The sequence below is a fragment of the Kribbella deserti genome, from assembly GCF_042434725.1.
GTDB classification, from domain to species: domain Bacteria; phylum Actinomycetota; class Actinomycetes; order Propionibacteriales; family Kribbellaceae; genus Kribbella; species Kribbella deserti.
Map to the genome: position 1 here is coordinate 66,816 of NZ_JBHLTC010000028.1, position 25,729 is coordinate 92,544.

Genomic DNA, 25,729 nt, shown 5'->3' on the forward strand with positions numbered 1-25,729 from the left:
GTCGTGGGTCATCGGTGGGCCTTGGATTCGCGGTAGGTGCCGTATGACTCGGTGTGTTCGGAGCTGATGTGGATGGCGGGGCGGTCGCCGCCGAGGATGTCGGGGATGAGCGGGAGGGGTACGGCGGTGGAGAGCGCCACCGTGACGGTTGAGCCGGATTCGAGGCAGGCTGGGGAGCAGGTGATGCTGAGCTGGTCGCGGTTGAGGTCCAGGCCTTGATCTGCCATGGCCAGGCGGGCCGCTTCGAAGGCTCGTTCGCGGGACTCGTCCACTCCGCTGTCGTCAGGGCCGATGATGAACGCCCGGGCGGCGGCGCGGGTCGCGGCGGTGGCGCCGTACGACGCGCGCTGTACGTCGAAGACCGCGAGCATGACGTAGATCAGCGGGACCAGCAGCAGGATCGCGAGCCAGGAGAACTCCACAACGGCCGATCCGCACTCATCCCTCAGCCGCCCCGACGGGGTCATCGGGCCACTTCCTTGGTCGCGTGGCCTTGGGTGGTGAAGGCTAGGCCGGGGCCCCAGAGGCCTAGGGGTGGCATGTGGGCATGGACGGTGATGCGTACGGCGGGTTGGCCGTTCAGGTCGATGACCTCGCTGCGGATGTTGTGGATCAGTTCGTCGCGGATTACGCCGTCGATCAGCTGTCGGGTGCGGAACTCGCCGTCGGTCGCGTCGCGGTCGAGCACTGCCGCGTAGTGCGCGCCTTCGGAGGCGGCGGCCGCGATGGTGTTGCGTACGTACAGGTAGAGGCCGAGTTGGAGCAGGCCCAGGAACAGCGGTACGACCAGCATCGAGACCAGTACGAAGTCGACCACCGCTGATCCAGCCTCGCCGGCCCGGGCTCGGGAGGGGCCGGGCATGGTCAGCCGCCGCTGACCTTGCTGACCGAGTCGAGGGCGCGGCGCAGCATCGATTGCAGCTCGGGTCCTACGAATGCGATCAACCCGGCCACCAAACCGGCGGTCATGACGGTGATCAGAACCCAACCCGGTACGTCGCCGCGCTCGTTCCTGGCCCGCCCCCGCGGGACCAGATCCAAGGCCATCGTCAGAGCCAGCAACAGTCTCGTCATCAGTAGCGACATCTCGATTTCTCCTTGCCTCAACCGGCAATCAGCCGGATTCCGACAGCGCCGGGGAAGAACGCAAAAACCACGGTCACGGGCAGCACCAGGAACACGACGGGCACCATCATCGCCACCTCGCGGCGGGCGCCGTTCTCGATCAACTCTCGGCGGTTCGCCTCCCGGATATCCCCTGCCTGGGCTCGCAGTACGTCGGCCAGCGGCGTACCGCGTTCGAGCGCGACGGCCAGGCCATCGGCGAAGCGGGACAACGCGACCAAGCCGGTTCGATCCGCGAGCGCGTCGAGCGACCGGACCAGCGATTCACCCGCACGGGTCTCGGCCAGGACCCGTTGCAGCTCTTTGGTCAGTTCGCCCCGGCTGGATCGCGCGACCCGGTCGAGCGCGGCGGCTGGGCCTTCGCCCGCGGCGACGGCGAGCGCGAGCATCTCCGCGACGGTCGGGAGTTCCGCCAGCAGACGGCGCTCGCGGCGACGGACCTGCGAGGTGAGGTGGGTGTCGCGCGACAGCACACCTAGTACGGCGGCGACCGCGCACAAGATGATCAGGCCGACCGGATTGCCGGAGCCGGAGGACAGCGCGACCAGCGAGATGAGCAGGGCGATACCGAAGCCGGCCGCGCCCCACAGCACCTGCTCGATCCGGAATTCCTCAAGCCCGCGGTCGATCCCGGCCCGCGCGAGGCGTTTTCGAACCGAGGTCGTGCCGCCTAGCAGGCGCTCCAGCCGACGGGCTCCCCCACGCAGCGACGGCTCGAACAACCGCCGCACGGCAAAGAACGGCGAGCCGGAATCGGGCGCACCGGCGAAGACCTCGGGGCCTTCGAGATCGCGCAGGTACGGGCTGATGCGCTCGTCGGCTGAAGGCCTGTGGAGGAAGGGAAGGCGGCGCGCGACGAGGACCAGGCCGATACCCAGGAATGCGCCGAGGGCCGCGCCCAACCACATCGGGTTCATCGCAGTACCCGCTCTGGCTCGGGGAGACGACCGATCCGCAGCATCACCCGGTAGGCGAGTAGGCACAGCGCCGCACCGATCCCGATCACGACGGCCCCGGTGGCGGAGTTGTACCGCTGGATGACGTCGCCCTGGAACGACAACATCCCCAGCACCAACCAAGGCGCCGCGACCGCCACCCGGGCACCGTTGATCGACCAGGATTGGCGGGCCTCCAGCTCCGATCTGGTTCGCGCGTCGTCGCGCAGGAACGCCGAGAGCGAGCGCAGCAACCGGCCGAGGTCACCACCGCCAACCTCGCGCGCAATGCGCAGGGCCTCCACCACGCGATCGCCGACCGGGTCCGCGAGGCGCGCCTTCAACCGATCCAGCGAATCCGCGAACCGCCCGGTCGAGGCATAGTCCGCACCGAATCGGCGGAACGGCTCCCGCAGCGGCAGCGGACCTCGATCGCCAACCTGCGCGAGGGCCTCGGACAGGGACAACCCGGCCCGGACCGCGGAGGCAATGTTGTCGACCACGTCGGGCCAGAGCTCCCGGAACTCGGCGCGGCGACGGCGGACCCGGCCCTTGAGCAAGGCCACTGGGCCACCACCAGCGAATACGCCGAAGGCCAGACCTATCGGCCACGCCCCGGATACGACGTACATCAGGAGGAAGCCGGTCGTCCCGGCCAGCGCGCAAACGCCGATGAAGGCGCCTGGGGTAACACCCTCGACGCCGGCCTCGGCGAGCAGTTCGCGACTGGCCGAGGTGAATCGGCCTTCGGCGCGTGGGCCAGCCGACGGCGGCGCGAGGAACGACCAGCTGATCATTAACAGGCCGATCCCGAAGAACAACCCGAGTAGCAGTCCCATCAGCGCCCCACTCCATGCCGATCGGCCAGCAGCGCATGCGGCGAGTAGCCCGCGCGCTGGAACCGCTCTGGGTGGGGCAACTGGCCCTCTGCGCGGACGAGCCGGCCGTCGACCGTACTGAACAGGCTTTCGGTCTCGATCGCTTGTTCCTCGATGCGGCCGCTGACCGCGACGATCTCACGCACTCGGCGCTGGCCGTCGGCCGCGATCCCGAGATGCACGACCAGATCGATACAGGCTGCGACCGTGGGCAGCACGAACCGGCTGCCGATGTTCTCTCCGGCCAAGAGCGGCAGCGTGCACATTTTGGTCAGCGCCTCGCGGGCCGAGTTCGCGTGCAGGGTGCAGAGGCCGGGGAGGCCGCTGTTCAAAGCGAGCAAGAGATCGAGGCACTCTTCACCACGAACCTCGCCGACGATCAGGCGGGACGGCCGCATGCGCAGCGACTCCTTGACCAGGTCGCGGAGCCGGATCTCGCCCGTGCCCTCAAGACCGGCCTGGCGGGTCTGCATGGCCACCCAGTCAGGGATCGGCAGGCGGATCTCGAAGACCTCCTCGCAGCTGATCACCCGTTCGCTGCCCGGGATCGAACCGGCGAGCGCGTTCAGCATGGTGGTCTTGCCTGCTTGGGTGCCGCCCGAGACCAGCACGTTCAGACCGACGGCCACCGAGGCTTCGAGTACGGCGGCCGCGTGCGGCGTGAGCGAACCCAGCGCGACCAGATCGGCCAGTCGGGTGGCCCGGATCGTGAACTTGCGGATGTTGATCGCCGCATAGCGTTGAGTGATCCCGCCGAGCACAACATGCACCCGGCTCCCGTCGGGCAGACGCGCGTCGGTGAACGGCTGGGACACGTCGATCCGGCGACCGGTGGTCTTCAGCATCCGCTCGACCAGATCGCCGACCTCCTCCTCGGTGAGCACCGTGGTGGTCAGCTCGTGCCGCCCGTCGCGGGCGATGAAGATCCGCGACGGCTCGTTCAGCCAGATCTCTTCGACTGTCGGGTCGTCCAGATAGCGCTGCAGCGGACCGAAGCCGGCCACCCGGTCATGGACTTCCCGATGCACCGCCTCGGTGTCCTCGATCGGTGGCACCAGGCCGGTCAGACTGCGCTCGTCGTACTCCTTGACGACCGAGCTGACGATGGCTTTGACCGCGCCCGGATCTCGCAGCGGATCGATGCCCTCGCGGCGAACCACATCGCGGACCTGCGCGTCGATCAGCTCGACCGCGCTGCTCCAGCCCGGCCGTCGTGCGGCGATTCTGTCGGCGGTCATCGTCGTCCCCCGTCTGCTCTGGCTGCCCAGATGCCCCGGCGGAACTATCCTCTCAGTGACCGACCCTCTACAGCCAGCGACGATCGGACACCTGTGGATAACCACTTTGTCAGTCGCCGGGGTCACAGTCCGTGAGACTGCGGACACAGAGCGTCCGAAGAACCTGTTCGGTTCTTCGGACGTCTGGCAGTTAGCTGGAACCCTTCGCCGGCAGCGCGAACAGCCTGCCGGCCGGCTTCCAGGCAGGGTTACGAGCCATCGTGGTGAGCTGCTCCACGGTGAACGGCGGGTAGGCCCGAGTCTTCGGGCTGCCCTTCTCGTCCTCGGAGTTGAAGGCGATCATGTTCACCTTGACGCCGTCCCGGCGGTACACCTCGACGCTGTTCGACAACACACCCTCGTTTCGCTCATCGGTGTACACCAGCTCGAGCGGCCGCGACACCACCAGCGTGCCGTCGGCAAGCCTCTTGCAGGCGCCTGGGAACTCGCTGGAGCACTTACGAACGTTATGCCGCTCAACCATCGCATTGACCTCGGCCAGGCCCTTGCCGTCGTCGACTGTCCAACTGCCGCCGCTGAACTGCCCAGGCTCTCCCCAGACATTCGGGTCGCTGGCCTTCATCCCCGACGGCAGGAGCTTCCGCAGCGTGTTGAGGGCGAATCGCGACGGAGGCTTGGGCGTCGCGCTAGTCGTCTTTGTGGGCGCCGGCGCGGTTGGCTTGGCCGTGGGCGTCTGAACGGCTACCTGCACGCCCTGGCCGTCGGCCGGTCCCAGGGACTGCACCGCCACCGCGAACCCGGCAGTGAGTACGACGGCCCCGGCCGCCGCCGCGGACACCAGGGCTGTCCGCCGCCGGCGCATCCGCAAGCCCTGGGCCATTCCGCGCTGGACCAGGTCGGGTGACTCGGGCGACAGGCCGTCGGTGGCCCGGCGCATCAGGTCGGAGATATCGGTCATGAGGAATTCCTCCGTGCTCATGTCAGGTCTGTCAGGAGTGGCTGAGGTCGAAGGCATCCGTACCGAGCACTTCCCGCAGGCGGGTCAGCGCCCGGGAGGTGCGGTTGCGGATGGCTCCGGAGCTCTTGCCGAGATCACGCGCGACCTGCTCGACGCTGCGATCTTCGAAGAACCGCAGCACCAGCACGGCGCGATCCAGCGGGCTGAGCTCACCCAGCGCCGCCTGCAACGAGACCCGCAGGGCCTGATCGACCTCACCACCGGCGACTTCCGGCAGATCGGCGGTCGGCCGTTCGGTCGAACTACGCCGGCGCCGCTGCGAGATGAACGTCCTGGCCAGCACGGTCTGCGCGTAGGCCCCGGGGTTTTCCACCCGGTCCAGCCCTTTCCACACCCGGAACATGCGCGCGAGCGTTTCCTGCACCAGGTCCTCGGCCTGATGGCGATCCCCCGCCAGCAACCAGGCCGTCCGGAAAAGCTGCGGGGTACGAGCCACCGCGAACTCCTCGAAATCCCTCGTCGATCTCATCGGCGCCTCTCCGTCGGGGTCGTGGGCACGCCCTCACACCCGTCTAGACGCCCTGACCCCCTCAACGTGTCACACCAAAGGTCCGCCCTCCAGACCACCCGAACCGGCCTGAGCAGACGGAACCGAGGACCGCGCGGGTGGCCCGAGCGGGCGGCGCGTGACGAGGCGGAGGGGCGGTACGGCGCGCAGGAGCGGTTCCGGGCTGGGGCCGGGATGGCTCCTCGGGTGGTCCGTGGGGCGCGTTGCGAGTCGTGGCCGGGCCTATTCCGACCGTCGGCGGTCGGAATAGGGGGTGGACTCGTCAGATCTCGCACGTCAACCCCCTATTCCGACCGCCGACCCTCGGAATAGGACGGAGTAGGACCGGCGCGACTGACGCTCTCGGCTTGATCCAAGGGTCGGGGCGGCGGTTTCATGCGGGAGTGCCGGCTTTGGTGGTTCGAGGCGGAGGCTGGCGACGATTCGTCGCGACGTCGTGAGAGACCGCCGCGTGCACGGTCGGGGTGGGTGGTTAGCGGTGGATGAGGGTGTGTTCGAAGGCGTAGCGGGAGGCTCGGAAGAGGTGGGAGCCGTATTCGACGGCTCGGCCGTGGTCGTCGTAGGTGATTCGGGTGACGGCGAGCAAGGGTGCGCCTGGTTGTTCGGTCAGCAGGCGGGCCTGTTCCGGCGTGGCCGGTAGGGCCGAGATCGTCTGGTGGGCCACCTTCAAGCGAACGCCCTCGGCGCGCAGCAACTCGTACAACCCGTTCGCGGCGAGGGTGGCCGCGTCGGTGTCGAGGATCTCGGTTGGCAGCCAGTTCCGCATGATGGCGAGTGGTTCGCCGTCGGCCCGGCGGAGGCGCTCGATGCGCAGCACGTGATCACCCTGCTCGCATTGCAAAGCCGTCGCGACATCGGCGGTGGCGCCGACCGGACCCAACCAGAGCACCTCCGTTTGCGGCGTGCGATTCGTGGCGGCCAGGTCGTCGTACAGGCTGGTGAGTTCGAGCGAACGGCGAACCTGCCCGGCGTTTCCGACCACCTGCGTGCCGACACCGCGCTTGCGGACCAGCAGACCCTGATCGACCAGGCGGGCGATCGCCTGGCGAACGGTCGGCCGGCTCAGGCCGTACGCCTCGGCCAGGTCCACCTCGTTGCTGAGGCGGGAGCCGACCGGCAGGTCACCCCCGGTGATCGCGGCTTCGAGTTGCTGCGCGAGCTGTACGTGGAGAGGGGTTCGACTGGACCTGTCGACGGTGACCTGGACGGTGTTCATCCGGACATCATGGGAGGTCGAGCGGGTCGCCGTCCACCGAGCCCGGCCTGTCCGGAAAACCCTGACCAACTGTCCGGAGAACCCTGGCCGAGTGTCCAAAGTTCTCCGGACGTTGGCGAAACGCAGACAACGCGAGTACGACGCCGGGGGGAAACCGATTTATGCCGGGTTGTCCAGCAACGTCCGGACCAGCCGCAGACCAACCGAAAGGTGCGCCAGTTCGGGTCCGTCGGTCTCGACGATTTCCGCCATCATCACGGCGGCTCGTTCCAGTGCCGTGGCGTTGAGGTCCTCCCAGGCCATCACGCGCTGTTCCGGATCCTGCTGCGGATCCGTGCTCGCGAGTACCTGCGCGGTCAACCGGGCATGCACCGCGTGCAGGTCGTCCCGCAGCGCCGCGCGGGCCATCGTCTGCCACCGGTCGCTGCGCGGCAAGGCGATGATCCGCTCCAGGAAAACGCCCAGTTGCAGGCGCTCCCCCAGCGCGTAATGCACGCGTGCAACCTCAAGTACGTCGAGGTTGTCGCGCTTGGAGGTCTCGACGATGCCAAGGGCGGCGTACGCCGGGGGGAGGATCGCGATCCGGGTGGCGAACTCGACGCCGACGCCCTTGGATACCAGGCCTTCCCGGCGCTGCTCGAACAAGGCCAGTTCGCGTCCGCGCAGCAGGTCCGGCAGGGCGTCCTTGACCGTGGTGATGCCCGGACCGAAGTGCTCGACCAGTTCCGCGATGTCGACCGGAGGCCGCCGGTTGCTGACCAGCCAACGGGTCGCGCGCTCCACCAGCGTGCGGGTCTCGAGCCGCATCCGGGTCTGGGTTTCGGCGTCGACAACGTTGTCCAATTCGGCGTTCTTCGCGAGCAGATCCGGCTGCGCGAAGATCCGCGAAGCGGCCAGATTCGCCCGGACGACGTCCTCGACCGAACCACCGGTCTCCAGCGAAAGCCGGTGGAACGCGGTGATGCCCGAGGAGTTGACGAACTCGTTCACCACCTGGGTGACGATGATCTCCCGGCGCAGCTGATGCGCGTTCATCGGCGTGGCGAAACGCTCCTGGATCACCGACGGGAAGTAGCTGGCCAGCTTGGAGGCCAAGTACTCGTCGTCGGGCAGGGTCGTCTTCAGCAGCTCCGACTCCAGCACGATCTTGGTGTACGCGATCAGCACCGAAAGCTCCGGCGGAGTGAGCCCGCGGCCATCGGCCTTACGCCGCTTGAACTCCGCGACACTCGGCAGGAACTCGAGCTCCCGGTCCAGCAGGCCTTGCTTCTCCAGCCGCCGGACCCAGTCCTGGTGCACGTGCAGCAGGGCCGGGGCCTGGGCGGCCGCGTTGGCCAGGGCGACGTTCTGCCGGTAGTTGCTCTTCAGCACCAGGTCCGCGACCTCACCGGTCATCGAGGCGATCACGTCGTTGCGCTGCTTCTCGGTCAGATCGCCGTCCGCGACGACCTTGTCCAGCAGGATCTTGATGTTCACCTCGTGGTCGGAGGTGTCCACCCCGGCCACGTTGTCGATGAAGTCGGTGTTGATCCGGCCACCGGTGGCGGCGTACTCGATCCGGCCGAGCTGGGTCAGACCCAGGTTGCCGCCTTCGCCGACGGCCTTGGCGCGCAGTTCGGCGCCGTTGATCCGGATCGGGTCGTTGGCCTTGTCACCGACGTCCGCGTGGGTTTCGGTACTGGCCTTCACGTACGTACCGATGCCGCCGTTCCAGAACAGGTCGACCGGCGCCTTGAGAATCGCCTTCATCAGATCGGCCGGCGTCATCGCGCCGACCTGGCCGTCCAGGCCGAGCACCGCGGCCACCTCGGCCGAGATCGGAATGGCCTTCTCCGTCCGCGGGTAGATGCCACCGCCGGCCGAGATCAGGTCCGGCGAGTAGTCCGCCCACGACGACCTCGGCAGGTCGAACAACCGCCGCCGCTCGGCGTACGACGTGGCGGCATCCGGCGACGGGTCCAGGAAGATGTGCCGGTGGTCGAACGCGGCCACCAGTCGGATGTGCTCCGACAGCAGCATGCCGTTACCGAACACGTCACCGGACATGTCGCCGATACCGACGACGGTGAAGTCCTCGGTCTGGGTGTCGTGGCCCATCTCGCGGAAGTGCCGCTTGACCGACTCCCACGCGCCGCGAGCGGTGATGCCCATCACCTTGTGGTCGTAGCCGACCGAGCCACCCGAGGCGAACGCGTCACCCAGCCAGAAGCCGTACTCCTTGGCGACGCCGTTCGCGATGTCCGAGAACGTCGCGGTGCCCTTGTCGGCCGCGACCACCAGATACGCGTCGTCGGAGTCGTAGCGCACCACGTTCGCGGGCGGCACGATCTTGTCGCCGACGATGTTGTCGGTGATGTCGAGCAGACCCGAGATGAAGATCTTGTAGCAGGCGATGCCCTCTTCCAGCCAGGCGTTGCGATCGACCGCCGGATCGGGCAGCTGCTTGGCGTAGAACCCGCCCTTGGCGCCGACCGGCACGATCACCGAGTTCTTCACCATCTGCGCCTTGACCAGGCCGAGCACCTCGGTCCGGAAGTCCTCGCGCCGGTCGGACCAGCGCAGGCCACCACGCGCGACCGCACCGAACCGCAGGTGCACGCCTTCGACCCGCGGCGAGTAGACGAAGATCTCGTACGCCGGACGCGGCTCGGGCAGTTCCGGAATCGCCGTCGGCTCCAGCTTGAACGAGATGTAGCCGCAGGGCTGTCCGTCCGGCCCAGGCTGGAAGTAGTTCGTTCGCAGGGTGGCCCGGATCGCGGTCAGGTACGAGCGCAGGATCCGGTCCTCGTCCAGCGACTTGACCGTGTCCAGCGCACTGTTGATCTCCTTGACCAGCTGCTCGACCGCCGCCACCCGGTCCGGGTCATCCGCAGCGCCGTGTACGGGATCGAAGCTGGTCTCGAACAACTTGACCAGCAGCGCCGCGATGTCGACGTGCGCCAGGAAGCTGTTCTCGATGTAGTCCTGGCTGAACGGCGTACCGCCCTGGCGGATGTACTTCTGGTAGGCGCGCAGTACGGAGATCTGGCGCCAGGTGAGATTGCCCTTCACCACCAGCGCGTTCAGGTTGTCGCTCTCGGCGCGGCCGTCCCAGACCGCCTGGAAGGTGTCGGAGAAGAGCTGCCGCAGCTCCTCCCGCACCTCGGTGGCGTCCGGCGCGCGCAGCCCGAAGTCGTAGATGTAGGCCATCGTGCCGTCTTCGCGGCGGAATTCGTACGGCCGCTCGTCGATCACCTCGACGCCCATGTGGGTCAGCTTCGGCAGCACCTGCGACAGCGACAGCGACGACCCGGTGCGGTACAGCTTGAACCGCTTCTCGTTGCCCTCGGCATCGATCGGGGTGTACAGCGACATCGCCAGGCCGTCGTCCGGCGGCAGGTCCTTCAGCGTGACGACATCCGTCACGGCCACCTCGGCCCGGAAGTCCTCCTTGTACGCCTGGCCGAAGGCGTTCGCGTACAACCGGGTCAGCTTGGTCGCGGTGACGTCGCCGACCTTCTCGTGCAACGCGGCGGCGAAGTCGTCCTCCCAGGCGCGGGTGGTCTCGATCACCTGGCGCTCGAGGTCGTCCGCGTCGTACTCCCCGACCGTCTCGCCCTGCTTCATCCGGACCACGAAGTGCACCCGCGCCAGCACCGATTCGGTGACGTGCGCGGCGTAGTCGACGGACTCGGCGCCGATCGCGTTCTTGAGGATCTCCTGCATCTTGAGCCGGACCGCGGTGGTGTAGCGGTCGCGCGGCAGGTAGACCAGGCAGGACAGGTAGCGGTTGTACACGTCGCGGCGGATGAACAGCTTGACCGCACGGCGTTCCTGCAGGTGCAGCACGGTCTGCACGATCGGCAGCAGGTCCTCGACCGGCGCCTGCAGCAGCTCGTCGCGCGGGTAGGTCTCGAGCACGTCGAGCAGGCCCTTGCCGCTGTGGCTGTTCGCCTCGAAACCGGTCAGCCGGAACAGGTCGAACGCCTTGCGCCGCAGCACCGGGACCTGCATGACGCTCTCGGTGTACGCCGTCGAGGCGAGCAGGCCGATGAACCGCTGCTCGCCGACGGGTTCGCCGTTCTCGTCGAACTTCTTGATCCCGACATAGTCCAGGTACGACGACCGGTGCACGGTGGATCGGGAGTTGGCCTTCGTCAGGATCAGCAGCTTCTTCTCGCGGGCCTTCGCGCTCACCTCGGGCGGCAGCAGACCGGCGTTCGGCTCCTGCTTCGGGTCGTGGCGCAGAATGCCCAGGCCGGTGCCGGGCACGCCGCGCAGAATGCCCTGGTCGCCGTCCATGGTGAAGGCGTACTCGCGGTAGCCGAGGAAGGTGAAGTGCTCGTCGGCGAGCCACTCCAGCAGTTCCTGGGTCTCCTCGATCTCGTTGTCGTCGACCGGCAGATCGGACGAGACCAGGCCGTTGGCGATCGCGACGGCCTTGTCGTGCATCTTGGGCCAGTCCTCGACGGCCTCGCGCACGTCGTTCAGCACCCGGCTCAGGTCCTCGGTGAGGCGGCGGAGTTCGGCGGGGTCGGGGATCCGGTCGATCTCCAGGTGCATCCAGCTCTCGCGGACCAGGTCGTGCCCGTCCGCGGCGGCGGTCTCGTCGGCGATGACCTCCTGCAGCGTGCCGGTGATGTCGCGCCGGACCACGAACTGCGGGTGCACCAGCAGGTGCAGCGCGATGCCGTTCTCGGCGATCACCATCGAGGCCGAGTCGACCAGGAAGGGCATGTCGTCGACCACGATCTCGACCACGGTGTGCCCGTTCGCGGACCAGCCGTGCTCTTCCAGGGTCGGCGTGAAGACCTGCACCTTCGCGGTGCCCTGGGGCCGGTTCGCGGCGGACCGGTAATGGTGCCGCGCTGCTCCCAGTACGTCGGTCGGCTGGCGCCGGCAGATGTCCTCCGCCGCCACGTAGCGGTAGTACCGCTCGAGGAACGTGGTGAGCTTGCCGGCGTCGACCGCCTTCTCACCCGTCTTCTCGTGCAGGTGCGTACCAGCCGCCACCGCCTTGCCCAGAACGTCCGCCTTCAGAACGTCCAGCTTGTTCTGCATCCCCACTCGTCTCCACGCGAAACCGCGGCGCCCGGCGCCGGGGCGTACGCCCTTGTGCGCCCACCTCCGAGACTAGTCCTCTCATGTCACTGGTGTGATGCCGGGACGGTCCTTAACTTTTGCCTACGCCTTGGATTTCGGCCTGGCCGTCGGGTTACTGACGGGTTGGTTTTGCCGGCCTCACTCGGGCGGGTCCAGCTCCTTGGTGTGCGCGCCAGGGCCCGTCTCGCGGCCGGCGCTGGTCGTGAGACCCGCGCCGGTGTCGCGGCCGGGGTCGGGGGCCAGGAGCCGGGCGGGGGCCTTGAGACCGACCGTACGGAGTTCGAGATCGGCCAGCTGGTTCAGTACCGCCGTGTCGCGCGAGCGCCAGGCCGCGACCGGGTCGTCGCTGATCTTGGCCAGCTTCTGCATCGGCTGGTTGGCCATCGCGCGCAGGGCGAACAACTCCAGATCCGCGTCGGAGTCGATGAACCGCTGAGCCGCGGTCGCCCGGCGGGAGAACCGGATCCGGCGCGGCAGCCAGATCAGCAACGCGAAGAGCACCGGCAGCAGGATCGTGACCCCGGCCAAGACGTACGCCAACTGCTCGACCGCCGCGGCCTGGTCCCGGCCGGAATCGGCGAGCTTGGTCGCGGCCCCGGCCGCACTGTCCAGCGGCGCCCTCAGCTTGCTGCCGACCGCTGGTACGTCGCCGGCTGGTTCGGCCAGGCGGCGGAGATCACCGGCCAGACCGTCGCCGGCCTCGGCCACCTTGCGCCCCGGCGCGCCGAGCAGATTGGTGACTTTGAAAACGAGTAGTCCCAGGGCCACGCAGAACGCGATCCAGCCGACCAGCAGCAGGTCCCCGACCACCTGCCCGGCCCGTTGCGTTCCGACGTCGGAGTAAAGCTTCACGATGGTCACTTCCCGGCTCGCGTGGATCGGCGCTGGCCACGCTACGGGTTTCGTCGGTGGGCGTCGTTACGCTGACGGCGTGTCCGAGATCGCGCTCGCCCCACTGGCGTACCACCGAGCCGTGCTGGCCCATGTCCGCCGCACGGACGAGGCCGCCTGGCGGTCACTGCACGGCCGCCTCGGCACGCCCGCCGCTGAACCCGACGACGGCCATGGCGGCAACAGCGGGACCGCGACTGTCGACGATCGCGGCCTGCCGGAATCCCTGCTGCGTAATGCCTATCGGCTCGAACCGGCCGGTCATCCCGAGTTGCACGAGGCGGCCCGCCGAGCCGGTACGGCGCTGGGCCTGACCGGGCCGGTCGAGTTCTTCCAGGTCCAAGGTGGCCCCGCCAACGCCTCACTGCTGTACCAACCCGACCACACGGTCATTCTCTTCTCGGGCTCGTTGCTCGATCTGCTCGACCATGACGAGCTGACCGCCATCTGCGGACACGAACTGGCCCATCAACTGCTGTGGACCCTCGATGACGGGGCCTATCTCGCGGTCGACCGGCTGCTCGACGCGGCCGCGGGAGACGCGCGAACCCCACCGCAGTACCTGGAGACCGGGCGGCGCTGGGCGATGGCCTGCGAGCTGTTCGCGGACCGCGGCGCGCTGACGGCTTGCGGCAACCTCGCGACCACTGTGCGGGCGCTGCTCAAGGTTCAGACCGGGTTGGCCCAGGTGGACCCGGACGCCTATCTCCGGCAGGCCGCCGAGGTCGATCTCAGCAGCGGCAGCCGCGGTACGAGCCATCCCGAGGGCGTCGCGCGCGCCTGGGCCTTGCGCGGCTGGCTGGCCGGTGAGGACGTCGAGGGCGTGGTTACCGGGCCGCTCGACGTGGACGCGCCCGACGTACTGGACGCCGCGATGCTGCGGGAGCTCGCCGGGCGTTTCGCCAGTCATGTCGCGGCCGAGTCCGAGCTGAGCAGCCCAGTGGTCGCCACCCATGCGGCGGCCTTTTTCGACCCACCACCGGCCGAGCTGCCGACGCCGGCTGGGCCGTTTCCACGGTTCGATGAGCCGCTGGCGATGCGTCCGGTGGATGGCTTGCCGATGCCGAGACCACGCGCGCTGACTCCTGCGACACAACGCTTTCTCGGCTATCTCCTGCTGGATCTGGCGACGGCTGACCCCGACACCGGGGACGCGGGATTGAGCGCCGCGATTCGGATCGCCAGGCAAGCGGGCCTGTCGACGTTCGAGGATCTGGCCGACGACGAGCTCGGGTGGAGCGACAAACGGCGAGCCGAGCTGGTCGCCGCCGCGAGTGTGGAACGACTGTGGTGACGAGGGGGTGGTCGTCATGAAGGCGGCGGAGCTGGTGGCGTTGGCGGTCGACCAGGGCGGCCTCGGCAGTGACGCGCTGCTTGCGGCGGTGCTGCCGTTGTTCCACCAGACGGCCGAGGTGCACGAGCGCGGCCTGGTCGCGCCCTTGCGCGGGCTGGACCGGATCACGCTCGACGAGCAGAGCCGGCTGGGGTTCGCGCCTGAGCAGGCCACCCGGCCCGTGCTCGCGCCGGCGGAGTTGCGCCTGCGCGAGGGCCGTCGCCCGGCGGCCGTCGACATCGTGCGCGAGCGGCGGGTCGAGACCGATCTGGAGCACGCGGGCGGTTCGCCGCGGCAACTTGTCACCGAGCCGGTTCCGGCCGCGATCACCTCGCCCGTTCTTGTGCCCGGCTGGCAGGGCTGGGAGCACGTCGTCGGTCACCACGACCCGCTCACCGACGTCTTCTCGCTGGGCCAGCTGCTGCTCGCGCTCGCCTGCGGCCTCGACTTCGACCGGCCCGCGGACGTCGCCCGCCTGATGGATGCCCAGGGCAACCTTTTCCGGATCGGTACGCCGGTGCATCCGGTCATCGCCGCGGTCGCGGTGCAGATGGCCGAGCCCGATCGGCATCGCCGGGCCCAGGATCTGCGCTCGCTGATCGACCGGCTGGAGAACTATCGCGATCAGCCGCTCGACTTCGATCTCGCGGCCATCACCGAGCGCGAGACCGATCGCCGGGCGGCGGTGCTGACGGCCTTGCGGCACCGGCTGTTCGACTTGTCCCGGCGCAACAAGCTGGTCCAGTTCCGCCATACCGCGCAAAGCCTGAATCTGACCGAGGCGTCGGTCCCGCTGATGCTCGACGTGCGGACGATCCGGCCGGAGCACCTCTTCACCTGGAAGGCCGAACTCGCCGCGGGCAAAACGCATTCCCTCGGCAAGTGGGTGCGATATGAGGAGGCGCCATATGCCGCGAGTTCGCTCGACAAGCTGATCTCGACGGCCCGGCGGGATCGCGCCGAGTTCGGGCAGGACCAGCTGCGCCTCGTGCCGGTCTTCCTGCGTTGGCACGACCTCAAGAATGATCCCGACACCAGGTTGTCCTCGCCGTTGCTGCTGCTCAAGGTGGAACTGGCGAAAAAGCGTGGCGTTCGCGATTCGTACACCCTGCGCGTGCTCGATCCGGTCGCCGAGGTGAACCCGACGCTGCGTCATCTGCTGCGCGAGCTGTACGGCGCTCGCCTGCCCGAGCATGTCGATCTGAGCAACCCGACGGCCATGACCGAACTGCATGCCGGGTTGACCGCGCAGTTCCAGGCGTCGGAGCCGGGGCTGACGCTGCGGTTCCAGGACAAACCGCGAATCGACCTGGTGCGGAACCGCGCGATGGTCCGGCTGCGCGGTTACCGGCGGCATCAGCGCGGCAATCTCGCGGACGAATTCGGCGGCCGCCACTATCCGTACTCCTATCGCCGGACCGACTACCAGCCACTTGGTGTGCAGATCTTCCGGCATCAACTGGCCGTGCAGGAATTGCCGATCGGCGTCGTACTCAGTGGTCCGGAGCATCCGCGCACGCCATCGGCCGCTGATCCGATCGAGACCGACACCTACACCCTGGACGAGGGCTCGGGCGCCAGTCCGTATGCGTGGGATTTCGACCTTTGTGCAGTGGCGCTCGCCAACTTCAACTACCGCACGCTCGGGCTGGTGCGCGACTACGACGAGTTGCTCGCGACCGGGCGGTCCTGTCCGTCGTTCGACCAGTTGTTCTCGGATGAGCCGCGTCCGCTCTCGGCCGAACCAGCCGAGCTGCCAACGGCCGAGCGCCATCTGGTCGTGCCCGCCGATGGTTCGCAGGTCGCCGCGGTCGCGCGGGCCCGCCGGGGCGAGAGCTTCGTCATTCAGGGACCACCCGGCACGGGTAAGTCCCAGACGATCACGAACATGATCGCCGACTTCGTGGCGGAAGGCTGTCGGGTGTTGTTCGTCTGCCAGAAGCGCGCCGCCCTCGACGTCGTACATGCTCGCCTCGCCGGGCGCGGGCTGGACGAGCTGTGCACGTTGATCCACGACTCGCAGACCGACAAGAAGGCCTTCGTGCACGGGCTGCGTGAGACCTACGAGAGCTGGCTTTCCGCCGGTGACGATCTCGATCAACTCATCGCCCGGCGGACCGAGGTGACCACCCGGATCGACGGCTTGCTGCACACCGTCGCGCAGTTCGAGGCACTGCTTGCCTCGGGCAACGAACCACGTCTGCGTGAGGTGGTCGGCCGGCTGGCGGACCTGCGCGATCAGGCCTGGGGTGACGAGTTGCCCGTCGCGGAGCGCAGGTTGATCCCGTCCGCGGCCGACTGGTGGCAGGCCCGCGCGGCGGTGCTCGAGTTGTCCCGTCTGCTGCCGGCGGTGGACCCGGCCAGCGAGGGCGTGTTGAGCCGGAGCCTGCTGGCGTCTATCCGGGCCGACCGCTGGAACGAGCCCGGCGCCGATCTCCAGATCCCCGCGAGAGCCGAGCGCGTCCGGACCGCCTGGGCAGACGTCCTCGCGACGCTGCCCGGCGACTCCTGGGACGACTTGTCCGTGCGGCAACTGCACGAGCTGGTTGCCGCTGCCGAGGTGCTTGCGCCGTTGGTCGAGCGCGGCCGGGAGCAGGCCTTGGACCCCGGATCGAGCATCGCGCGCGAGCTGATCGCGGCCCGCGACGCCCAGCAGAGCGTCCAGTCGGCCGCGGCCAGAGCCTGGTACGACGCCCGCGGCTGGAAGCAGCCTGCGCCTTCGGCCACAGAGGCCCAAGCGGCGTACGGGATTGCGCACGACAAGGAGCGCCGGGCCTTCCGGTTCCTCAGCCGCGATTGGCGACGGGTCAAGACGATGGTGGCCGGGCGGTTCGATCGTGACGCCGCGACCGAACATGCCTCCGTCACCGACGCGCTCTACCTGCTGACCGAGGCCCATCATCGCGGCGAACTGGCCCGCCAAGCCGAGGAAGACGCTGCGCGCACGTGGGGTTCGGCCGATCTGGTCGAGTTGTCGTCGAACCTGGCGCGCATCCGCCGTACGGCCGAGGCCGATCCGCTTTTGGCCGTGCGGCTTACCGACTCGCCCAGGTCGGCAGAGGCGCTCGTGGCGGTGGGAGCGGCCTTGCGGCAGGCGGAGGGACTCGGCGCGGAACTGCTCGATCCATCCACCGAGGCGCTGACACTTGGCGAGTTGCGTGGCCTGCTCGATCGACTGGCCTCGCCGGGGATCGTGCCGACGCTGCAGGCGCTGGCGGTCCCACTCAAGGCCCTCGGTACCGCCCCGGCCACGGTTCAGCACGCCGTACGGCGCCTGGACGCGACGCCGGATCAACTGGAGTTCGCGGTCTGTCGCCTGCAGTGGGACCGGGCTCGCGCCGGTGCACCCGAGCTTTCGTCCGGACAGCTCGACCGCATCGTCGGCCAGCTGGGCCTCGCCTACGACGAGTTGACCGACCTGAACGCGGCCGCCGTCGTGGCCCAGGTCCGCCGCCGGTTCCAGACCGAGCTGGCGCATTCCGAACTGAGCGCGAGCGGGATGTCGCCCGAGGACCGCGAGCGCAAGAAGACCTTCAGCGCCGGGCGGCGCGAGCTGGAACACGAGTTCGGCAAGGTGATGCGCTACAAGTCGATCCGCGAGCTGTCGTCCGGAGCCTCCGGCTCAGTGGTTTCGTTGTTGCGGCCGGTCTGGCTGATGAGCCCGTCATCGGTATCGGACACCTTGCCGCTGGACACCACCTTCGACGTGGTGGTGTACGACGAGGCCAGCCAGATTCCGATCGAGGAGGCCGTGCCGGCGCTGCACCGGGCCCCGCAGGTGATCGTGGTCGGCGATCAGATGCAGCTGCCACCCACGCAGTACTTCCGCGTCGCCACACCAACCTCCGAAGGCGCCGAGGCGGAAGACGCCGAAGCCGAGCAGGTGGGCGTGGTCCTGGACGAGGACAGCTTCCTCTCGATCAGCGCGCAACGGCTGGCCTCGACCATGCTGACGTGGCACTACCGCAGCCGGTCGGAGGCGCTGATCTCGTTCAGCAACGCGGCCTTCTACCAAGGGCGGCTGGCGACGATTCCCGATCGCCTGCCGGCCCGCACGGCTCCACCGTGGACGGTGCACGGCCCGGCCGGTGAGGTCGGCTCGATCATCGACAGCGTGCTGGCGGGCAGTATCACCACCGTGCGGGTGGCCGATGGCGTTTACCAGCGACGGACCAACCCGGCCGAGGCGCGCTGGATCGCGGCGATGATCCGCGATCTGCTCCGGCGCGATACCGGCAAGAGCCTGGGCATCGTCGCGTTCTCCGAGGCCCAGCAAGGCGAGATCGAGCGGGCGCTGGAGGATTTGGCTCAGGTCGATCCGGAGTTCGCCGCCGCCTACGAGGCGGAGCTGGTTCGCACGCGTGATGACCAGGACGTCAGCCTGTTCGTGAAGAACCTCGAGAACGTACAGGGCGACGAACGCGACATCATCGTGATGAGCGTCTGTTACGCCGCCGGACCGGACGGGCGGATGCTGATGAACTTCGGCCCGATCAACACCGCCGGTGGGGAAAAACGCCTGAACGTCATCTTCTCCCGCGCTCGCGAACACATGGTGATCGTGTCGAGCATCGAGCCGGACGCGATCACCAACACCTACAACGACGGCGCGAACGCCCTGCGCCGCTTCCTGGGATACGCCGAGGCCATCTCGCGCGGCGATCTTCCCGCCGCGCAGGCCGCCCTCGCCGGCTATCCCGCCGTACGACGTACCGCCGGGTCTCGCGAGCACTCCACGGTGGTTCGCCAGTTGGCCGAGGCCCTTCGCGCGGCAGGCGTCGAGGTGGCTACGGATGTGGGCGAGTCGGTGTTCCGGTGCGACCTGGCTCTACGCCGGCCGGGTGAGATCGGGCATCGGCTGGCGGTCCTGGTCGACACGCCTGACCGGGTCGCGGCCGACTCCCTGCTCGAGCGCCTCGGCACCCATCCGCGCGCGCTCGCGACCGGCGGCTGGCGAGTCAAACACGTACTCAGCACCGACTGGACCCAAAACCCCGAAGCCGTGCTCACCACCCTGCAAGACGCCCTGTCCCGGCCTTCGGACGCCTAAGCCCTCGCCGCCGTTTCTTTTGCGTTCATTGGCCGGAATCCGCCCTGCCTGCACCGCGGAGCAGCACAAGTCTGCAATGTCTCGGGACAGTGGTGACATGCCTGTGTGCCAGGACGTCGGTGAGGACCTGGTCAATCGTCGCTTCGCCGTGCAGGCATCGAACAGATCGCCTGGTTGGCGTCTTGCGCTTAGCCGGCCGATTCGTGCGACCGCTGATACGACGCGAGCCCGGGTCGTGGAGCGGCTGCCTGGTTTGTGGGTGCGCCCGCTACCGGCTTGCACTGCGACAGCCGGGTTGTGGCGCGCCCACTACCGGCTTGCACTGCGACAGCCGGGTTGTGGCGCGCCCACTACCGGCTTGCACTGCGACAGCCGGGTTGTGGCGCGCCCACTACCGGCTTGCAGTGCGACTGCCGGGTTTTAGTGTGCCCGCTACCGAGTTTTTGCGCGGCTACCCGGTTGCAGCCAGGTAGCCGTGCCGAAACTCGGCACCCGACCGTCTCGGGTGATTTGTTCCGAGGGTCGGCCGTCGGAATCGGGGGTGGACCCGTCAGATTTGGCACGTCGACCCCCGACCTCCAAGGAGGGGACCTGGTGAATAGGCGCAGGTAGAACCCGTTCGTCCGCATGCGCGGAGCCGCCACTGCCTGCTCCGGGTACGGGATCACTCGAAGGCGACCGGCCATACCTCACGCGTCCCCCTGACAGCCAGCTGCGCTTGGCCCAAGCGGCCCGAGTCAAGGGCGCGCAGCATCGGCGAAGCCGATTCCACCCCTTGACGCGGGACGGTTCGGCCCGACAATTCGAAAGACTCAGGGGGACGGGTGACCACGGAACAAATCCCGGCTTCGGCCAGATCTGAACTTGTGCGCCTGCTGGACATTGCACTCACCCCTGACACCAAGGCCGAAATTATGTCGAGTGGACTCACCAAGATCGATCCGAGGCTGTTCAGTAGCCGGTGAGTCGGGCGCACTCGTGAGTGAAGACGCGCACGACCCCGTCGCATCAACCCTGCCGCTATCACCAACGTCCGGCCGCGAAACAGCTACCGACGTCCTGCGAAATGACCGGAGCAGGCACAGGTCCGCGGCGGCACAGGGCGGATTCCGACGAACGAACGCAAAAGGACGAACGAGCGCAAAGAACGAACGAACGTAAAGGAGATCAGAGGGAGCTGCGGAGGGACCAGAGCAGGGGGTAGTACCGCAGGTCGAGGCGGCTGCGGAGGTAGCCGGCGCCGGAGGAACCGCCGGTACCGGGCTTGGTGCCGATCATGCGCTCGACCATCACCACATGCCGGGCGCGCCAGGCGGCGGCCAGCTCGTCGTGCTGCAGCAGCGCCTCGGCCAGCTCCCAGACCGCCGCGAACTGGGACCGGTCATGCGCCACCTTGTGCAAGGCGCCGCGGATGTCGTCCTCGGTCTCGGTCTCGAACCCGGCCTCGCCCAGTACCGCCAGGAAGGCCTCCCACAACGTCGGCTCTTCCAGCCGCTGAGCGAGCCGGACCTTCTCCGCCTCGCTCAGCCCGCGGAAGCGCCGTACGAACGACGGGTCCTTCGCCCCGGAGAGGAACTCGATCTCGCGGAACTGCACCGACTGGAACCCGCTGGCCGGGGACAACCGGTGCCGGAACTCGCCGAAGTCCTGCGGCGTCATCGTCTCCAGGATGTCGACCTGCTGGGTCAGCGTGCGCTCGATCGTGTGCACCCGGCGCAGCAGGTGCTGCGCGCGCCACAGTTCACCGGACAGCATCGCGTCCCGGGAGGCGGTCATCTCGTGCAGGATCTGCTTGAACCACAGCTCGTACACCTGGTGGATCGTGATGAACAGCAGTTCGTCGTGGGCGGGCGGATCGGATTCCAGGTGCTGCTGGTCGAGCAGCTGTCCCAGACGCAGGTAGCTGCCGTAGGTCAGGCGGCCACCCTCCTCACCGAAGTGGACGTCGACACCGTCCCAGCGGCCCTTGACGGACTCGCTGGACGGCTGCGCGGCGGCAGTGGACTCGTTCGGAGTGGTCACGGCCCGAGGATAACCCCGGCTCCCGGAACTACCCCGTGCCGTTACAACCGGCCACCAACCGGCCCCGAACCGCAGCGACCCCGGCCGCGACGCGCCGAGCGCTCAGCCGCGCGGCCAGTACCGGTCGAGGAAGTCGTTGCGGAACTTGCCCGCCGGGTCGCTCCGCTCGAGCAGCTCCGCGAAGTCCTTGGCGTGGTCGTACAGCTCGCGCGGCGATTCCATCGCGAAGACCTTGCCCCAATGCGGCCGGGCCCCGAACGGCGCGAGTACCTGCTCGATCGCCTCTACCACCTGCTGAACCGCCTCGGGCTCCCGTACCCAGGTGAAGTGCAGCGCGACCGTGTCCCGCCCTTGGCTCGGGCTCAGCCACAGGTCCTCGGCCGCGATCGTCCGGATCTCCGAGATCTGCAACAGGCCCGCCATCCTCGGACCGAGCGCCGCGATCGCCTCGAACGCGGCCGGCGCGACCTCCCGCGGTACGAAGTACTCCGACTGCAGCTCCTCCCCCGTGCTCGGCGTGAACCGCAGCTGGAAATGCGGAATCCGCTCGAACCACGGCCCGGGCACTCCCAGCTGCTCCGTGCTGTACGTCGCGGGCATACCCGGCACGGGATGACGCGGGCCGTCCGCCGGGGTTGAGCCGAGCCAGCCGGGTTCGAGCGGTTCCTGGTCCGCGAGCGCCTTCCGCCAGATCTGCGCGACGGGCCGCTGCCAATCGGTGAACGCGCTCACGCTGTACGCGCTCGACCAGATCGCGTCCAGGTCGCTGCCGAGGCGGTCGAGCGGCAGGTCGTCGTACACGAACTGGCGTACGTCGAACGCGGGTACGGCGTCCAGGGTCAGGCCGACCACCACTCCGAGCGCACCGAGCGCCAGCACCGAACCGGGGAAGTCGGGCTCACCCCGGCGTACGCGGATGAGCGAACCGTCGGCCCGGACCAGGTCGATCGCGGCGACGGCCGAGGCGAGGGTTCCGTTGGTATCGCCCGAGCCGTGCGTACCGGTGGCGCAGGCGCCCGCGATCGAGATGTGCGGGAGCGAGCCGAGGTTGTGCAGGGCGAGACCCGCGGCGTGGAGCCGCTCGGTCACCTCGCCGTAGCGCAGACCGGCCGAGACGTTGACCTGCCGGGCGGCGGTATCGACCTCGACCACCGGGGGCAGACCCGCGACGGAGATCAGCGTGCCGGTGGTGTCGGCGATGCGGTTGAACGAATGCCCGCTGCCGAGCACGCGGACCCGCTCAGCGGACGCGACCGCCTCCTGCACCTCCGCGACCGAGGCACAGCGAACCAACTCCCCCGCCGAGAATTCGACATTGCCGGCCCAGTTCGTCAATCCCACGGCTTCTCCCTCATCAGAACGCCCCGCATGTCAGGAGGAAGCCTAGGCGGTGGCGCTGGCCGGCCCGAGTGGTTACCACCAGGTGGGCGGCTGTGGGGCGGTGGTGTGGTGGCGCGGGATTCGCGGTCCCAGTGAGCAGTAGATCTCGTGCGGGATGGTGTCGGACCAGGCGGCCCAGTCGTTGATGGTGGGTTCGCTCTCGGTGCCTGGACCGAAGATGACCACCTCCTCGCCGGGCTGGACCGGTACGTCGCCCATGTCGATGCAGAACTGGTCCATCGCGACGCGCCCTGCGATCGGCATCCGCAGACCACGATGGCTGACCGAGGCCCGGGAGTACGAGCAGCGCGGAATGCCGTCGGCGTATCCGACCGGGATCAGCGCGATGGTGGTATCGGCCGGGGCAACGTAGTCGTGGCCGTAGGAGACACCTTCGCCCGCGCGGATACGCCGTACCTGGGCGATCTTGGCGACCAGGCGCATCGCGGGACGAAGGCCGATACCGGCCTCGTCGATGCCGTACAGACCCGCGCCGATCCGGCCCAGGTCCAGCTCCGGCGCATCGAGAATGGCCGTGCCCGCCGAGTTCGTGAGGTGGACCAGATCGGGGCGAAGGCCAATCCGGCGGGCCTCGGCCACGCCCGCGAGCAAGGCCTGGAGCTGGCGGTGACTCTGTACGCCGCTCGGGTCCTCGCCGTGGGACAGCTGTGACCAGATCGCGCGAACGACGAGTTCGCCCGCGCTCTGATGCCGTACGGCGGCCCGGGTCAGCTCGGTCCATTGGTCGATCGTGCTGCCGGCGCGGTGCAGGCCGGTGTCCAGCTTGAGGTGGACCGAGGGCACACCCGGTACGGCGGCGGCCGCGGCCAGCTCGATCGGACTCGACACGCTGATGTCGACACCGGCGCGAGTCATCGTTTCGGGATCGGCGTCGAGCCAAGCCAGGATCGGCTCGGTCAGCCCGGCCGATCGCAGTTGCAGGGCCTCAGTGCCGTGGGCCACGCCGAGCCAGGTGGCGCCGGCCTCGATCGCGGCGCGGGCAACGGGTACGGCGCCGTGGCCGAAGCCGTCGGCCTTCACCACCGCCATCAGGCTGAGGCCCGGGCGGAGCTGGCGAAACGCCCGCACGTTGTCCCGGATCGCGGTCAGGTCAACGATCGCCTCGGCCAGCGAGCCAGACGTCGACCGTGGCGCGGTGCCGCGGAGATCCATGCGGGGTCCTCCCTCATCAGAGGCTCACGCTACTCGTTGCCTTGACGGCACTTCCTGCCTGCGACTCCTTTCGCTATTCCTTTGCGACGATCGGACCCGGTTTGCCGCTCGTCCGCTGCCTGTCAGGTGCAGGCAGCCTCGCAGCGGCAAAACCGGGTCCGATCGTCGCAAAGGAACGGGCCGCCTCTAGTGTCCTGAGTCGGAAGTTCGTGCTTCAGCTCCGGTGTCCAGGTGCGTGCATCGCAAGGCGGAGAAGCGGTCGCGATGCTCTAGCATCGTGGCCGTTTCTCCAATGCCGCGAGGTGCGTGCCTGGGCGCCGGAGATGTGCACGAACTTCCGACTCAGGACACTAGGAGACGTTCATCAAATCCAGGGCGCTGTGTTGGCGGGCCGAGTCGGCCTTGTCCCACGGCCCGGTCCAGCGAAGGCCGTACTGGCCCAGCGGGTTCCGGTTGTTGTTGTAGGCGCTGTCACGCTGGCGCGCCAGGTACGCCGTGTAAGGACGATCCGAGAGGGCCGCGTTGAGCTTGCCGAGCCCTCGCACATGTGCGCCCTTGAAGGACATGCCGTCGGGTTCACAGCTACTGGGCTCGCACGGCTCCCGGAGAATCCCGTTGCTGTGCAGGCCTGCCGCCGTGGTGGACGCGTCCGCAATCGCCCGCGCCCTCGTGAGCAACGTCCCGTCACCGGTGGCTCGATTGAGCTCGGTCAAGGCGCCAAGCAGTACGCCCTGGTTGTACGTCCACACGGTGTCGCCATTGCTCTTGCACGTCGAGAGGCTTATGCCGTCATTCACGAGGTTCGAGCCGTTGATCATGCCCGTGCCCTGGAACCACGTCCAGGTAGCGCGAGACCGCTGCAGGTACGTCGTATCGCCGGGAATCCGGTTATGCAGTGCAGCCGTCAGGTGGATGTACAACGAGTTGGTGATGGCGTTCTTATAGTTGCGCGAGTTGTGCCACCAGACACCACCTCCGCAGGTGTTGTCCCAGTACCCCGCCATGTGGTCCGCATCCGCCCGAGCCGTCTGCAGGTAGCGGGAATCACCAGTGAGGTCGTACGCCGCTATCCAGGCAAGGCCCCACCAACCGGTGTCGTCGAGGTAGTCGTTGCGGAACTGGCCGAAGTGCGCATTGAGGTTCAGGTCGTACGTCCGGCCGATGGCGTAGCGGTAGCTGCCCATCCCGGTGACGCGGGCGTTGTCGATGATGGCGGTCAGTGCGTTCGCAGAGTTCCACCAGCCGGAGGTGGCGAAGAGGCCCGTCGAGTAGTTGTAGAACATCATCTGCCCGGTAGCAGCCGCTGTACGACGATCGCCCGCGTTCCACGTCGTACGAGCCCAAGCCGTGCAGGCGATCTCGGAACGGTCCCAGGCCTTACCGCAGGCTCGCAGGGCGCCAACGCCGTGGTTCGCCCAGTCGTCCACGTTGTACATGCTCGTGCGCCAGCCGGTTTGGCCGGCCGGGATCTTCGTGGCGCCGAGGCGGCTGTCCGAGCTCCACGTCCGGCCGCCGTCGAACGAGCGGTCCAGCCAGACCTCGTCGCCGGGACTGCCGTTGCCGACCGAACCCCATCCCATCGCGTCGGTGTCGTTGAAGTGCAGGACGAACGACCGGCCGAACAAGGTCGCCGACACCGGAGTGCGATCGCCGGGCGAGAGCGCCGGATCGCGGGCATCGCAGTACTTGTTGCATATAGTTGCCTGGATCGCGTGAGTTTTGGGACTTGGATCCGGCGCCGGCGCGGGCGCGCCGACTGGAAACACAGCGGTAGAGACTAGAGCGGCGGCCGTCGACAGAACCATCATGCTGGGACTCCCTGGGGGCGGGCCGTCGTGGCATCGCCAACGACAGCAGGGATCTGAGCGCTGTCATGCAAG

Annotated in this window: 17 protein-coding genes; 2 read left to right on the top strand and 15 right to left on the bottom strand. The window is 68.2% G+C overall.

The window, feature by feature from the left end:
• Positions 1-8: 8 nt before the first annotated feature.
• The 11 genes from ACFFGN_RS21105 to ACFFGN_RS21155 form a co-directional block, all read right to left on the bottom strand.
• The gene (locus ACFFGN_RS21105; protein WP_380050392.1) at positions 9-467 is read right to left on the bottom strand and encodes a hypothetical protein; all 459 of its coding nucleotides are present in this window, start codon (positions 465-467) and stop codon (positions 9-11) included.
• Positions 464-862: a TadE/TadG family type IV pilus assembly protein gene (locus ACFFGN_RS21110; RefSeq protein WP_380050394.1), complete on the bottom strand. Its 399-nt coding sequence runs from the start codon at positions 860-862 to the stop codon at positions 464-466. The genes ACFFGN_RS21105 and ACFFGN_RS21110 overlap by 4 nt, the downstream gene beginning before the upstream one ends.
• A 2-nt stretch (positions 863-864) precedes the next feature.
• Entirely contained in the window at positions 865-1,086 is a 222-nt protein-coding gene (locus ACFFGN_RS21115; protein WP_380050396.1) for a hypothetical protein, read from the bottom strand.
• A 17-nt stretch (positions 1,087-1,103) separates the two neighbouring features.
• Positions 1,104-2,033 (bottom strand): type II secretion system F family protein, encoded by a 930-nt coding sequence (locus tag ACFFGN_RS21120; RefSeq protein ID WP_380050398.1) that lies wholly within the window; start codon positions 2,031-2,033, stop codon positions 1,104-1,106.
• Positions 2,034-2,038: 5 nt separating this feature from the next.
• The gene (locus tag ACFFGN_RS21125; RefSeq protein WP_380050400.1) at positions 2,039-2,899 is read right to left on the bottom strand and encodes a type II secretion system F family protein; all 861 of its coding nucleotides are present in this window, start codon (positions 2,897-2,899) and stop codon (positions 2,039-2,041) included.
• Entirely contained in the window at positions 2,899-4,176 is a 1,278-nt protein-coding gene (locus ACFFGN_RS21130; protein ID WP_380050402.1) for a TadA family conjugal transfer-associated ATPase, read from the bottom strand. The genes ACFFGN_RS21125 and ACFFGN_RS21130 overlap by 1 nt, the downstream gene beginning before the upstream one ends.
• A 190-nt stretch (positions 4,177-4,366) precedes the next feature.
• A complete protein-coding gene (locus ACFFGN_RS21135) occupies positions 4,367-5,134 on the bottom strand; it encodes a hypothetical protein (protein WP_380050404.1) in 768 nt (255 codons plus the stop codon).
• A gap of 31 nt (positions 5,135-5,165) precedes the next feature.
• Positions 5,166-5,663: a SigE family RNA polymerase sigma factor gene (locus ACFFGN_RS21140; RefSeq protein ID WP_380050406.1), complete on the bottom strand. Its 498-nt coding sequence runs from the start codon at positions 5,661-5,663 to the stop codon at positions 5,166-5,168.
• 511 nt (positions 5,664-6,174) lie between these two features.
• On the bottom strand, positions 6,175-6,918 hold the full coding sequence (locus tag ACFFGN_RS21145) for a GntR family transcriptional regulator (RefSeq protein ID WP_380050408.1): 744 nt from the start codon (positions 6,916-6,918) through the stop codon (positions 6,175-6,177).
• Positions 6,919-7,077: 159 nt separating this feature from the next.
• A complete protein-coding gene (locus tag ACFFGN_RS21150) occupies positions 7,078-11,958 on the bottom strand; it encodes an NAD-glutamate dehydrogenase (protein ID WP_380050411.1) in 4,881 nt (1,626 codons plus the stop codon).
• A 180-nt stretch (positions 11,959-12,138) separates the two neighbouring features.
• Positions 12,139-12,852, bottom strand: coding sequence for a hypothetical protein (locus ACFFGN_RS21155; RefSeq protein WP_380050413.1), 714 nt, complete (start codon positions 12,850-12,852; stop codon positions 12,139-12,141).
• A 79-nt stretch (positions 12,853-12,931) separates the two neighbouring features.
• On the opposite strand from ACFFGN_RS21155, the gene ACFFGN_RS21160 reads away from it, so the two are divergent.
• Together ACFFGN_RS21160 and ACFFGN_RS21165 are read left to right on the top strand one after the other, a co-directional pair.
• Entirely contained in the window at positions 12,932-14,185 is a 1,254-nt protein-coding gene (locus tag ACFFGN_RS21160; RefSeq protein WP_380050415.1) for a M48 family metalloprotease, read from the top strand.
• 16 nt (positions 14,186-14,201) lie between these two features.
• The gene (locus ACFFGN_RS21165) at positions 14,202-19,274 is read left to right on the top strand and encodes an AAA domain-containing protein (RefSeq protein ID WP_380050417.1); all 5,073 of its coding nucleotides are present in this window, start codon (positions 14,202-14,204) and stop codon (positions 19,272-19,274) included.
• 1,167 nt (positions 19,275-20,441) lie between these two features.
• Here the strand turns inward: ACFFGN_RS21165 and ACFFGN_RS21170 are convergent.
• The 4 genes from ACFFGN_RS21170 to ACFFGN_RS21185 form a co-directional block, all read right to left on the bottom strand.
• The gene (locus ACFFGN_RS21170) at positions 20,442-21,296 is read right to left on the bottom strand and encodes a tryptophan 2,3-dioxygenase (RefSeq protein ID WP_380050419.1); all 855 of its coding nucleotides are present in this window, start codon (positions 21,294-21,296) and stop codon (positions 20,442-20,444) included.
• A 102-nt stretch (positions 21,297-21,398) separates the two neighbouring features.
• A complete protein-coding gene (locus ACFFGN_RS21175) occupies positions 21,399-22,637 on the bottom strand; it encodes an FAD-binding protein (RefSeq protein WP_380050421.1) in 1,239 nt (412 codons plus the stop codon).
• Positions 22,638-22,709: 72 nt separating this feature from the next.
• Positions 22,710-23,849, bottom strand: a complete 1,140-nt coding sequence (gene alr, locus ACFFGN_RS21180; RefSeq protein WP_380050423.1) for an alanine racemase — start codon at positions 23,847-23,849, stop codon at positions 22,710-22,712.
• A gap of 350 nt (positions 23,850-24,199) precedes the next feature.
• Positions 24,200-25,657, bottom strand: coding sequence for a glycoside hydrolase family 76 protein (locus ACFFGN_RS21185; RefSeq protein ID WP_380050425.1), 1,458 nt, complete (start codon positions 25,655-25,657; stop codon positions 24,200-24,202).
• Positions 25,658-25,729: the final 72 nt, after the last annotated feature.

What these genes read in the sequence shown, in the direction of transcription:
- ACFFGN_RS21105 (WP_380050392.1), bottom strand. Translation starts at nt 467, where the DNA reads ATGACCCCGTCGGGGCGGCTGAGGGATGAGTGCGGATCGGCCGTTGTG.
- ACFFGN_RS21110 (WP_380050394.1), bottom strand. Translation starts at nt 862, where the DNA reads ATGCCCGGCCCCTCCCGAGCCCGGGCCGGCGAGGCTGGATCAGCGGTG.
- ACFFGN_RS21115 (WP_380050396.1), bottom strand. Translation starts at nt 1,086, where the DNA reads ATGTCGCTACTGATGACGAGACTGTTGCTGGCTCTGACGATGGCCTTG.
- ACFFGN_RS21120 (WP_380050398.1), bottom strand. Translation starts at nt 2,033, where the DNA reads ATGTGGTTGGGCGCGGCCCTCGGCGCATTCCTGGGTATCGGCCTGGTC.
- ACFFGN_RS21125 (WP_380050400.1), bottom strand. Translation starts at nt 2,899, where the DNA reads ATGGGACTGCTACTCGGGTTGTTCTTCGGGATCGGCCTGTTAATGATC.
- ACFFGN_RS21130 (WP_380050402.1), bottom strand. Translation starts at nt 4,176, where the DNA reads ATGACCGCCGACAGAATCGCCGCACGACGGCCGGGCTGGAGCAGCGCG.
- ACFFGN_RS21135 (WP_380050404.1), bottom strand. Translation starts at nt 5,134, where the DNA reads ATGACCGATATCTCCGACCTGATGCGCCGGGCCACCGACGGCCTGTCG.
- ACFFGN_RS21140 (WP_380050406.1), bottom strand. Translation starts at nt 5,663, where the DNA reads ATGAGATCGACGAGGGATTTCGAGGAGTTCGCGGTGGCTCGTACCCCG.
- ACFFGN_RS21145 (WP_380050408.1), bottom strand. Translation starts at nt 6,918, where the DNA reads ATGAACACCGTCCAGGTCACCGTCGACAGGTCCAGTCGAACCCCTCTC.
- ACFFGN_RS21150 (WP_380050411.1), bottom strand. Translation starts at nt 11,958, where the DNA reads ATGCAGAACAAGCTGGACGTTCTGAAGGCGGACGTTCTGGGCAAGGCG.
- ACFFGN_RS21165 (WP_380050417.1), top strand. Translation starts at nt 14,202, where the DNA reads ATGAAGGCGGCGGAGCTGGTGGCGTTGGCGGTCGACCAGGGCGGCCTC.
- alr (WP_380050423.1), bottom strand. Translation starts at nt 23,849, where the DNA reads ATGGATCTCCGCGGCACCGCGCCACGGTCGACGTCTGGCTCGCTGGCC.
- ACFFGN_RS21185 (WP_380050425.1), bottom strand. Translation starts at nt 25,657, where the DNA reads ATGATGGTTCTGTCGACGGCCGCCGCTCTAGTCTCTACCGCTGTGTTT.